Source organism: Halorubrum sp. AD140 (genome assembly GCF_034497445.1).
Taxonomy (GTDB): domain Archaea; phylum Halobacteriota; class Halobacteria; order Halobacteriales; family Haloferacaceae; genus Halorubrum.
The window spans coordinates 1-10,318 of record NZ_JAXRUU010000086.1 but is presented as its reverse complement, the minus strand read 5'-3'; the positions used below and the strand labels follow the sequence as shown (position 1 = coordinate 10,318).

Below are 10,318 nucleotides of genomic sequence, written 5' to 3'. Positions count from 1 at the left end.
TGGGGGATCCGCGTCGAGGCGGTCGAGGTCCGCGAGGTGAGCCCCTCCCAGGAGGTCCAGCGCGCGATGGAACAGCAGACGGGCGCAGAGCGCCGCCGTCGGGCGATGATCCTGGAAGCGCAGGGGGAACGCCGGTCGGCGATCGAGCAGGCGGAGGGGGACAAGCAGTCGAACATCATCCGGGCGCAGGGGGAGAAGCAGTCGCAGATCCTCGAAGCGCAGGGAGACGCGATCTCGACGGTGCTGCGCGCCCGCTCGGCCGAGTCGATGGGCGAGCGCGCCATCATCGAGCGCGGGATGGAGACGTTGGCCGAGATCGGCCAGGGTGAGTCCACCACGTTCGTGCTCCCCCAGGAGCTCACCAGCCTCGTCGGCCGCTACGGCAAGGCGCTCTCCGGCTCCGACGTCCAGCAGATGGATGGACTAGAGAGCAAGGAGTTCGACGAGGAGACGGAGAAGATGCTCGGGTTAGAGGACATCGAGAGCGCCCTCGAACAGCTCGACACGGTGGCCGACAGCGACCTGCGGACCGACGAGACCCGCGACGCGGACACGGCCCGCGACGTCGACCTCGCCCGCCGAGCGGAGGGGTCCCGTGAGGCCGACCGCGACGTCGAGCTGGAGGCCGAGAGCGAGCGGCCGGGGAGCTGATAGCGGAGGTCGGCTACGGGCGAGCGAAACGCGGGCTACCAGTCCAGCGACCCGCCGGACTGGTACTCCGTGACCTGTCGCTCAAAGAAGTTGGCCTCGCGGTTCAGATCGACCGCTTCGGACATCCACGGAAACGGGTTCTCCGTACCGAACCGCTCGTCCATGCCCAGTTGGGTGAGCCGGCGGTCGGCGATGTACTCCACGTACTCGACGAACCCCTCGGCGGACATCCCCATGAGATCCGGCGGACACGCCTCCTCGGCGTACGTCGACTCCAGTTCGACGGCCTCGCGGATCAGCTCGTCGATCTCCGCCTCGAACTCGTCGGTCCAGACGCCGGGGTGCTCCTCGCGGATCGTGTTGATGAGGTCGACCCCGAAGTTGAGGTGGAGCGACTCGTCGCGCATGATGTACTCGAACTGCTCGCCGACGCCGACCATCTTCCCGCGTCGCTTCAGCGCGAGCATCATCGCGAAGCCGGCGTAGAAGAATATCCCCTCCATGATCACGTAGAAGCCGACGAGGTCCCGGAGGAGGGCCCGGACGTCGTCGTCGGTCTCGATGGCGAAATCCGGCCGGTCGATGGCCCGCGTCAGGCCGACGACGAACTCGTCTTTGGCCTGTATCGCGGGGATGCGGTCGTACATGCCGTACAGGTACTCCGGTTCGAATCCGAGCGAGTCACAGCAGTAGATGAACGTGTCCGTGTGGATCGCCTCCTCGTACGCCTGCCGGAGCAGGTACTGACGGCATTCGGGAGCGGTGACGTAGTCGTACACGGCCAGCACGAGGTTGTTCGCGGTCAGCGACTCCGCCGTCGAGAAGAACCCGAGGTTCCACTCGACGAGCTGACGCTCGGCCTCGGTGAGCTCGTCGCCCTCCCACTGGTGGACGTCGTCGGCCATCGGAATCTCCTCGGGGACCCAGTTGTTGTTGACGCCGTCCCGGTAGTACTCGCGGGCCCAGTCGTAGTCGATCGGCAGGATCTTGTTCGGGTCGTGGTGGCTGTCGGTGTTGAGTATGGGCATTTGTGGTGGTGTGGCTGTGAGAGTCGGACGGTCACTGGCAGGCGTCACAGGTCGGGTCCTCGACGGTGGGGAGGTCGGAACTGACCCCATCGGCCGAACCGGCATCGGACTCGGAGACGACCGACGCGGACCGGTCGTCGAAGTCGGACTCGCCGCCGGCGCTCCCCGCCCCGCCGCGGGACTGCGTGTCGTCGTACTCGTCCATGTCGAGCGTCGACTGCTCGATGCTCGACGCGCCGAGCGTGCGCAGGTAGTAGGTCGTCTTCAGTCCGAGCTCCCACGCCGTCTCGTAGACGTCGGTGAGCAGCGAGCCGTCGGTGGAGGGGAAGAAGACGTTGTGCGACTGGCTCTGGTCGATCCACGCGCCGCGTCGGGCGGTGAGCCGCAGCTGATGGCGCGGGTCGACCTCGAAGGCGCCACGGTAGAGGTCGGAGAGGTCGCCGGGGAGATCGAGGTCGCCGACCGCGCCGTCGCGGTACTTCAGGCGGTCGAGCGCCTCGGCGCCCCACTGGCCCTCGGCCTTGAGGTCGGCGACGAGGCGCTCGTTGACGACGGTGAAGTCGCCGGACATGTTCGATTTGACGTAGAGGTTCGAGTACAGCGGCTCGATCGACGGCGAGGTGCCGGCGATGGTGGAGATCGTCGCCGTCGGCGCCACCGCGGTGGTGTTGGAGTTGCGCATGCCGCGGTCGGCGACCCGCTCGCGGACCGCGTCCCAGTCGAGCGTCTCCTCGCGGTCGACCGGGACCTCCCGGTCGCGTTCGTCCGCCAGCAGGTCGAGCGTGTCCTGCGGGAGGATGTCGCGGTCCCACTTCGACCCCTCGAACGTCTCGTACGCGCCGCGCTCGGCCGCCAGCTTCGCGGAGTTGTCGATCGCGTGGTAGCCGAGCAGTTCGCCGACCCGCCCCGCGAACCCGAGCGCGCGCTCGGAGTTCATCGGGACGCGAGCGAGCTGGAGCGCCTCGTGGAACCCCATCATCCCGAGCCCGATCGGCCGGTGTCGCATGTTCGAGCGCTCGGCCTTCTCCGTCGGGTAGAAGTTGAGGTCGACGACGTTGTCGAGCATCCGCATCGCCGTCTCGGCGGTGTCGGCGAACAGCTCGGCGTCGAGTTCGGCCGCCTCGCCGTCGACGCCGAGGTCGAGGGAACGCTCCGTCCCCGCCCCGCTCCGCGCCGCGGCGGCGACATCGTCGGGGGCGGGATGCGCCTCGGCGTCGCCGCGGAACGTCATGTGGCGCGCGAGGTTGACCGACCCGAGGTTACAGACGGCGGTCTCCTCCTCGCTCGTGTTGAGCGTGATCTCCGTACAGAGGTTCGAGGAGTTGACGACGCCGACGTGGTCCTGCGGCGACCGGACGTTACACGGGTCCTTGAACGTGATCCACGGGTGGCCGGTCTCGAACAGCCGAGTGAGCATTTCGCGCCAGAGCTCGCTCGCGTCGACCGTCTCGTACTGTCGAAGCTCCCCGTTTTCGGCGGCCTCCTCGTACTCCTCGTACAGCGCCTCGAACTCCTCGCCGTAGGTGCCGTGGAGTTCGGGGACCTCGTCGGGGGAGAACAGCGTCCACGTCTCGTCGTTCTCGACCCGTTTCACGAACAGGTCGGGGACCCACGCGGCGGTGTTCATGTCGTGCGTGCGGCGGCGCTCGTCGCCGGTGTTCCGCCGGAGGTCGATGAACGCGGGGAAGTCCAGATGCCACGCTTCGAGGTAGGCGGCCGCGGCGCCCCGACGCTTTCCGGACCGGTTGATCGCGCCGGTCACGTCGTTCGAGATCTTGAGGAACGGGACCGTCCCGGTAGATTCGACGCCGGTCGAGGAGACCAGCGCGCCGTCGGCCCTGAGGGGGGTCCAGTCGTTGCCGAGCCCGCCGGACCACTTCGAGAGCTTGGCGTGCTCCTTGTACGCGTCGAAGATCCCCTCCAGGTCGTCCGGAACGGTCGTGAGGTAACACGAGGAGAGCTGCGGGTGCGTCGTCCCGGCGTGGAACAGCGTCGGCGTGGAGTGGACGAACCGCAGGGTCGAGAGGACCTCGTAGAACTCCTCGGCGCGCGCTTCTCGCTCCGACTCGTCCTCGCGGAGCGCGACGCCCATCGCGACCCGCATCCAGAAGACCTGCGGGAGCTCGAACGGCCCCGCGTCCGCCTCCCGGAGATAGTACCGCTGTTCGAGCGTGTCGAGCGCGGTGTAGTCGAACAGCTCGTCTCGTTTCGGTTCGATCGCGTCCGCGAGCCGGTCGAGGTCGTACTCGGCCATCCGCTCGTCGAGGAGGTCGGCGTCGAGTCCTCTGTCGATGGCCTCCCGGAACGAGTCGCGGTAGGCCGTAGCGAGCGCGGCGTCACCCGCTGGCGGACGCTCGCCGGTCACTCGGCTGAAGTAGTCCTCGCGGGCGACGCGCGCGGCGGCGGCGTCGTAGGCCGGGTCGCGCTCGATGCGCGCCGTGAGCGCGTCGACCGTCGCCTCGGCGACCTCCCCGGGATCGGCTCCCTCGTACAGCGCCCGTTCGACCTCGTCGACGATTCGGTCGCGTTCGTCGTCGTCCAGTACGTCCTCGTGGCCCTCCCGGGCGCGGTCGAGTAGGTCGCGAACCGCGGTGTCGTGTGTCGTCGTGCTCATGTGTGCGTCCGGATCGGCCGGAGCCGACCGCCGCGGGCGACCGACGGCGTCGCCACTGGCAGCTGCCGTCGGGATCGGTACGGAAGCGCGGCTGTCGGCCGCGTCCGCGGCGAAACTCCGTTCGAGCCGTGTCACACACCTCCGGCTCCATCGGTATAAATATTACCAACAGCATTTCAGTAGAACAAGCTAGCTTGATTGTCGGCGGAGGGAGATCCGCCTCGGTGCGTACTCGCTGACGGCCTACGGACGCCACACCGGATCGACCGCCCAGAGCGCGCCGACCGCGAGCACGCCGGCGGCGGCGCCGGCGACGAGCGTGAGCACGGAACCGGGGACCGCGACGACCGACGCGAGCAGCAGGACCGCGCCGGCGAGCAGCGCGGCCGTGTCCTCCGTGGTCGCGGCGCGGACCACGGGCGCCACCGCGCCGCCGGCAAGGGCGCCGGCCGCGACCGTGGCGGGGGGACCGGAGCGCAGCGTCGCGAGCGCCTCCGAGGCGGCGAACGCGCCGAGGGGCGCCCCGAAGTCGGTGCCGATCCCGGCGCCGAGCGCGAGCGCGCCGGCGGCGCCGAGCGCGGGCGCGAGGAGGGCGACGCGGGCGGAGAGGTCGACGCCGGCGAACGCGGCAGCGCCGGAGACCAACAGCACCGATCCGGCCGCGAGGAGCGCGGGCGCGGCCAGCAGCGAGGTCGGCGACGGCACGACGAGGTCGGGGTCGCCGGAGGCGGTCTCCGAGCCGGGAACGACCGCGGGCGCGACGGCGGCCGCGCTCGCGAATGCGGCGGCGGCGACCGCGAGCAGAACGAGTCCGAGGAGGCGGCGACGGAGCGCTGTCATACCCGCGGTGACGCCGCCGTGACACAAAACGATCGCGGGACCGAGGCGAGATCGGCGGGGAGCGTGTCAGACGGTCACGCCGGCCCGGTCGCCGTCGACCGAGACGAGGACGCGCTCGGGCGGCCCCCGCTCGTCCGTGAGACGGAGCAGCAGGGTCCTGACGACCGGGTCGTCGGCGTCGACGTCGCCGCGGACTGCCGTCTCGTCGACCGCGATCCGGAGCGATCGGTCACCGACGCGGCTGACCCCGCCGAGCCGGAGGTGGACCGCGGGCGCGGTGAGCCGCTGTGCGACGACGAGCACCGCTCCCCCGCCGTCGGCCACGAACGCGGTGACGTCGACGAACTCGCGCGCCTCTCCGGCGTCGGGTCGGAGCGCGTTCCGCGCGGCCGCGCTCGACCGGAACGCGGCGGCGTGGGTCGCGACCTCCTCGGGCTGTGAGCGAACGCTCTGGCCGTCGACGAGCGGGTCGCCGTCGACGGAGCGGCTCCGGACGCCGAGGTCCCGCGGGGTCGACGCCGCCACGTCGTGGAGGCGGTCGACGCAACCCGCGGTGGCGACCGAGAGGGCGCCGGCCACGGCCGCGCGACGGTACATGTGGGCGGTTCCGGCGGTCGCGGATAAAACCCCGTCGTCGCAGGTCTCGCCGGATGAGAATCGGAGGGACGGTCGGGATCAGACAGAGACCGGACCCGCCCGCTACTCCTCGACCATCGGGGCGGGGACGCCCCCGTCGTCCGCGCCCAGGTCGAAGGCGCGACGGAGCTCGGCGATCCGGTCGCGGATGTCCGCCGCCAGCTCGAACTCCAGGTTGCTCGCGGCCGCGTTCATCCGGTCTTCGAGCGCCTCGATCTGCGCTTCGGCCTCCTCCTCGCTCTCCACGTCGCCGACGCTGACCGACGAGGTGTCCGTCTTCGAGCCCGGGAGGTTCGTCTCGCCGACCGGCTTGTCGATGGTCGTCGCCTCGTAGCCGTGTTCCTCGTTGTACGCCAGCTGGATCTCGCGGCGGCGCTGGGTCTCCTCGATGGCGGCTTCCATCGAGTCGGTCACCCGGTCGGCGTAGAGGACGACCTCGCCGTTGACGTTCCGGGCGGCGCGGCCCATCGTCTGGACGAGGGTGGTCGTCGATCGGAGGAACCCCTCCTGGTCGGCGTCGAGGATCGCCACCAGTGAGACCTCCGGGATGTCGAGCCCCTCGCGCAGCAGGTTGATCCCGACGAGCACGTCGATGTTGCCGAGCCGGAGGTCGCGGATGATCTCGTGGCGCTCCAGGGTGTCCGTCTCGTCGTGCATGTACGCCACGTCGACCCCGGCCTCCTCGAAGTACTCCGTGAGGTCCTCGGCCATCCGCTTGGTGAGCGTGGTGACGAGCACGCGCTCGTCGCGGTCGATCCGCTCGTCGACGCGCTCCAAGAGGTCCTCGACCTGCCCGGTCGCCCCCGTCACCTCCACCTTCGGGTCGACGAGGTGGGTCGGACGGACGATCTGCTCGACGACGTTGTCGGAGGTTTCGCGCTCGTAGTCGCCGGGCGTCGCGGAGACGTAGAGCGTGCGGTCCGTCTTCCCCTCGAACTCCTCGAAGGTGAGCGGGCGGTTGTCGTAGGCGGTCGGGAGCCGGAAGCCGTTCTCGACGAGCGAGTCCTTCCGGGACTTGTCGCCCTCGTACTGCCCTTTGATCTGCGGGATAGTCTGGTGGGACTCGTCGATCACGGTGAGGAAGTCGTCGGGGAAGTAGTCGAGCAGGGTGTAGGGAGCGTCGCCGGAGTCGCGGTCGTCCATGTGCACCGAATAGTTCTCGATCCCCGAGCAGTAGCCCGCCTCCCGGAGCATCTCGACGTCGAAGGTGGTGCGCTCCTCGATGCGCTGGGCGGCGACGAGGTCGCCCTGCCGCTCGAAGTAGCTGACGCGCTTCTCCATCAGGTCCTCGATCTCCGCGATCGCCTGCTCCAGCTTGTCGTCGGGGATCGAGTAGTGCTCGGCGGGGTGGAGCATGACCGCGGGCTCCTCCGAGACGACCTCACCCTTCAGCGGGTCGACCTTGCGCATCCGGTCGATCTCGTCGCCCCACAGCTCGACGCGCACCGCGTACCGCCCGTACATCGGGTAGATCTCGACGGTGTCGCCGCGCACCCTGAAGGTGCCCTGCGTGAAGTCGACGTCGTTGCGCTCGTAGTTCAGGTCGACGAGCCGGGCGAGCAGCTCCTCGCGACCCACCTCCTCGCCGACCTCCAGGCGGAGCGCCATGTCGCGGTAGTTCTGCGGGTCGCCGAGGCCGTAGATGGCCGAGACCGAGGCGACGACGATCACGTCGTTTCGGGTGAGGAGCGAGCGCGTCGCGGAGTGGCGCAGGCGGTCGATCTCCTCGTTTATCGACATCTCCTTGTCGATGAACGTGTCCGTCTGCTCGACGTACGCCTCCGGCTGGTAGTAGTCGTAGTAGGAGACGAAGTACTCGACGGCGTTGTCCGGGAACAGCTCGCGGAACTCCTCGTACAGCTGGGCCGCGAGCGTCTTGTTGTGCGCGAGGACGAGCGTCGGCCGGTTCAGCTCCTCGGCGACCCACGAGACGGTGTTGGTCTTCCCGGAGCCGGTGACGCCGAGGAGGGTCTGTCTCTTCGCGCCCGACTCGAACCCCTCCACGAGCTCCGCGATCGCCTCGGGCTGGTCGCCCGCGGGCTCGAACGGGGCGTCGACGCGGAGGGGGCGGTCGACGGTCGGGCGGTCCTCCGAGAGGGGGGAGTCGGCGTCGCTCACGATACGCGTCGTTGGCGGCGGAGACACTTGAGCGACGCGACTACGTCGTTTATACCGTCGGAAGTCTCGGCGGTTCGGCCGGCGGTAAATACCCGATTGCTCCCAGTGGCGCGGCGGAGGCTCCCGAAACAGCAGCCACTTGGCCGTACCGGGTTCCCGCTGGAGAAAGCACCTCCAAAGCCCCAGCCGCTCGATTATAAATGGTTGATAGCGGATCGGCGGCGGACACCTCCAAAGCCCCAGCCGGGAGGCGGACGCACGCTCGCTGCGCGCTTCAGTCGTTCACTCCTTCCAGTGCTTTCATCGCCTGCGCCCGCCTCCCGGCTGCCCCTTTGAGTCCCGCCCCGCACGGCACCGCACCTCACACCTCCCCAGCCTCGTCGGTGATCCTCCGCTTCGCTCCGGATCACCGACTCCCTCGCACGCGCTCCTCGCGCCCTATCGGGCGCTCGGAGGCGCGCGCCACCGCACGAGGTTATTTATAAGCGATATCGTGTCGCTGCTCGCCGCGGCTCACCGGACGAAAACGTTTCCCCGCCGCCCCGCCACGCTGGAGGTATGCGCATCGCCGTCCCCAACAAGGGCCGCCTACACGAGCCGACGATCTCGCTCTTGGAGCGCGCGGGGCTCCACATCGAGGAGACCGCCGACCGCCAGCTGTACGCCGACACCGTCGACCCCGACGTGTCGGTGCTGTTCGCGCGCGCTGCCGACATCCCCGAGTACGTCCGCGACGGGGCGGCCGACCTCGGGATCACCGGCCTCGATCAGGCCGCGGAGTCCGGCGGCGTCGCCGACGCCGCGAGCGCGGCCGAGGAGGGCGACCTCGTCGACCTGCTCGACCTAGGGTACGGCTCCTGTACGCTCGTCCTCGCGGCGCCGGAGGACGGCGACGTCTCGACCGTCGAGGACCTCGCCGGCGGCACGGTCGCCACCGAGTTCCCGAACGTCACCCGCGACTACCTCGACCGGGTGGGAGTCGACGCCGACGTCGTCACCGTGACGGGCGCGACGGAGCTGACCCCCCACGTCGACATGGCCGACGCCATCGTCGACATCACCTCGACGGGGACGACGCTGAAGGTGAATCGCTTGGCCGTGCTCGACGACGTGCTCGCCTCCTCGGTGCGACTGTTCGCCCGCCCCGACGTGGTCGACGACCCGAAGGTCGAACAGGTGCGGACCGCCTTCGAGTCCGTGCTCGCGGCCGACGGCCGGCGCTACCTGATGATGAACGCGCCCACGGACCGACTGGACGCGGTGAAAGACGTGATCCCCGGGCTCGGCGGTCCCACCGTGATGGACGTCGAGGCCGACGAGGACGGCAACGGCATGGTGGCGGTCCACGCCGTCGTCGAGGAGCGCGACGTGTTCGCGACGATCTCGGAACTGAAGGCCGTTGGCGCGAGCGGGATCCTGGTCACCGAGATCGAGCGGCTCGTCGAGTAGGGAACCGCGCGGAGCCTCGCCGCCTCAGCCCCGGTCCCCGTCGAGCAGCGCCTCCTTCTCGCCGCGGGTGAGCGACTTGATCCCGTGCTCTCGCGACAGCGCCGCGGACTTCGAGTCGAACGACTCGACGTGCCGCAGCGTCACGGGGGTCCGTCCGCGGGTGTACTTCGCGCCCTCGCCCGCGTCGTGCTCGGAGACGCGTCGCTCCACGTCGGTGGTGTAGCCGGTGTACAGCGTCCCGTCCGCGCACTCGATCACGTACACGTGGTGGCGCGAGTCCTGACTGGGCGTCGACACGGGCGAGTGATCGGCGCGGACGCGCCGAATAGCTGCCGGTCTCGGTGCGGTCGAAGCGCCGGACCCGTCGTCGGGCGCGTCCGGCGCGGTTCGGCGGCGGGATCGACGGAGTCAGTCCCCGGTTCGGGCGCGCTCCCGGGAGACCTCGGCGATCCCGGCGTTGGCGGAGCAGTCCGGACAGGCGTTCAGGTCGCCGCGCTCGTCCGCGAAGACGCGTGCGAAGCGGTCCGAGACGTGCGACCCGCAGTGGTCACAGCGTGGCATTCGGTACCGGCGGTCACCGGCGGGCGATCGTAGGGGATCGACGAACAAATACCCTGTTTCACCCCCGCTCGCTGCCGGTGTCGGACGGCCCGTCCCTCGCGTCACGAGCCCGAACTCCGGAGTCAGTCGCTCCGCGCCGCGTCGACGGCGCGGGCGATCAGCCCCGCCTGCGCGCCGGCGACGAAGCCGGCGTCGACGTTCACGGTCGTGAGCACGGAACAGGACTGGAGGGCCCCGTGGAGGGCGGCGACCCCCGCTCCGCCGACGCCGTAGCCGGTCGACACCGGAAGCGCGATCACCGGCGCCGCGACGAGCCCCGCGACGACCGTCGGGAGCGCCCCCTCGCGGCCCGCCGCGACCACGACGACGTCGGCCTCGCGGATCCGGTCGACCTGATCGAGGATCCGGTCGAGGTTGGCCA

The 10,318-nt window shown here is 69.8% G+C and carries 10 protein-coding genes; 2 read left to right on the top strand and 8 right to left on the bottom strand.

Features of this window, described 5'->3' with window-relative positions; genetic code table 11:
- Positions 1-651: SPFH domain-containing protein (locus U4E84_RS15335; RefSeq protein WP_322532992.1), on the top strand; the 651-nt coding region annotated here is incomplete at its 5' end.
- A 35-nt stretch (positions 652-686) separates the two neighbouring features.
- Here the strand turns inward: U4E84_RS15335 and U4E84_RS15330 are convergent.
- The 5 genes from U4E84_RS15330 to uvrB form a co-directional block, all read right to left on the bottom strand.
- Positions 687-1,679 (bottom strand): ribonucleotide-diphosphate reductase subunit beta, encoded by a 993-nt coding sequence (locus U4E84_RS15330; RefSeq protein WP_322532991.1) that lies wholly within the window; start codon positions 1,677-1,679, stop codon positions 687-689.
- A 31-nt stretch (positions 1,680-1,710) separates the two neighbouring features.
- Positions 1,711-4,293 (bottom strand): ribonucleoside-diphosphate reductase subunit alpha, encoded by a 2,583-nt coding sequence (locus U4E84_RS15325; protein ID WP_322532990.1) that lies wholly within the window; start codon positions 4,291-4,293, stop codon positions 1,711-1,713.
- Positions 4,294-4,536: 243 nt separating this feature from the next.
- Entirely contained in the window at positions 4,537-5,133 is a 597-nt protein-coding gene (locus U4E84_RS15320) for a hypothetical protein (RefSeq protein WP_322532989.1), read from the bottom strand.
- 66 nt (positions 5,134-5,199) lie between these two features.
- Positions 5,200-5,730 carry a hypothetical protein gene (locus U4E84_RS15315; protein WP_322532988.1) on the bottom strand — a complete coding sequence of 177 codons (531 nt, stop codon included), beginning with the start codon at positions 5,728-5,730 and terminating at the stop codon, positions 5,200-5,202.
- Positions 5,731-5,832: 102 nt separating this feature from the next.
- Positions 5,833-7,887 carry an excinuclease ABC subunit UvrB gene (uvrB, locus tag U4E84_RS15310; protein WP_322532987.1) on the bottom strand — a complete coding sequence of 685 codons (2,055 nt, stop codon included), beginning with the start codon at positions 7,885-7,887 and terminating at the stop codon, positions 5,833-5,835.
- A 558-nt stretch (positions 7,888-8,445) separates the two neighbouring features.
- Here uvrB and hisG point away from each other — a divergent pair.
- On the top strand, positions 8,446-9,336 hold the full coding sequence (gene hisG, locus U4E84_RS15305; protein WP_322532986.1) for an ATP phosphoribosyltransferase: 891 nt from the start codon (positions 8,446-8,448) through the stop codon (positions 9,334-9,336).
- A 24-nt stretch (positions 9,337-9,360) separates the two neighbouring features.
- Here the strand turns inward: hisG and U4E84_RS15300 are convergent, their stop codons facing one another.
- From U4E84_RS15300 to U4E84_RS15290, 3 genes are all read right to left on the bottom strand, one after another.
- Positions 9,361-9,633: a GIY-YIG nuclease family protein gene (locus tag U4E84_RS15300; protein WP_322532985.1), complete on the bottom strand. Its 273-nt coding sequence runs from the start codon at positions 9,631-9,633 to the stop codon at positions 9,361-9,363.
- 111 nt (positions 9,634-9,744) lie between these two features.
- Positions 9,745-9,897: a hypothetical protein gene (locus U4E84_RS15295; RefSeq protein ID WP_322532983.1), complete on the bottom strand. Its 153-nt coding sequence runs from the start codon at positions 9,895-9,897 to the stop codon at positions 9,745-9,747.
- Positions 9,898-10,019: 122 nt separating this feature from the next.
- Positions 10,020-10,318, bottom strand: a 299-nt coding sequence (locus U4E84_RS15290; RefSeq protein ID WP_322532982.1) for an AIR carboxylase family protein, incomplete at its 5' end; no start/stop codon positions are given.

Bases quoted from the DNA above. Each gene is read 5' to 3' on its own strand.
- U4E84_RS15295 (WP_322532983.1), bottom strand. From the start codon at position 9,897: ATGCCACGCTGTGACCACTGCGGGTCGCACGTCTCGGACCGCTTCGCA.
- hisG (WP_322532986.1), top strand. From the start codon at position 8,446: ATGCGCATCGCCGTCCCCAACAAGGGCCGCCTACACGAGCCGACGATC.
- U4E84_RS15330 (WP_322532991.1), bottom strand. From the start codon at position 1,679: ATGCCCATACTCAACACCGACAGCCACCACGACCCGAACAAGATCCTG.
- U4E84_RS15320 (WP_322532989.1), bottom strand. From the start codon at position 5,133: ATGACAGCGCTCCGTCGCCGCCTCCTCGGACTCGTTCTGCTCGCGGTC.
- U4E84_RS15325 (WP_322532990.1), bottom strand. From the start codon at position 4,293: ATGAGCACGACGACACACGACACCGCGGTTCGCGACCTACTCGACCGC.
- U4E84_RS15315 (WP_322532988.1), bottom strand. From the start codon at position 5,730: ATGTACCGTCGCGCGGCCGTGGCCGGCGCCCTCTCGGTCGCCACCGCG.